The following is a 579-nucleotide window of genomic DNA, read 5'->3' as shown; positions in this document are numbered from 1 at the left end:
CGCATTTAGTGTTTTCTGACCGAATTGAAAAGGCAAAACGATGTCTCTTGCTTGTGAGAACGAAAGTTTCGGTAGTCGCTCAAGACACGCATTAAATTCGCTCAGTGCCTTTTGAATTTGAATTGTTGGGATTCTGACCTCTGACAAAGCGGAAGCGTCTTTTCCTTCCAATACCAGCGTAATCCAACTACCACCGGCAATCGCCTTCATTAATGAGGGTGCGCCTTTACGGAATACAAATCGACGAGAAGGCTTGGTAACCGTAAGAGAAGATTCAACTTTTCTATAAAGCTCTTTATCCCACGGTGCATTTTGACTAATTAATGTCACACCTTGCCATTTATTCCCTTCGTTGCGTATATCGGAAATAAATAAAATTTGATTATTTGGTTCCGCACGGAAATAAAACTTCCCCATTGGAACCTTTGAATGCATCAGGTTGCACTCAAATTTATTTCCTTTGAAAGACCAATTAGAAATATCCATTGGAACTGTCAATACTTCACCAGACATGGCTGGATTAAAATTGACCAAACCCAAAGAAAAAAAGACGTTACAAATTATTATCAAACCACGAAA

At 39.2% G+C, this 579-nt stretch carries 1 pseudogene; it reads right to left on the bottom strand.

What is annotated here, in order from left to right:
• Positions 1–579 (bottom strand): annotated as a pseudogene (locus R8N49_RS29100) (OmpA family protein); the annotation flags it as partial.

This window comes from Vibrio sp. 1978 (genome assembly GCF_033344345.1).
Note: the sequence above shows the minus strand (reverse complement) of the source record. Positions and strands in the feature narration are given on the sequence as shown.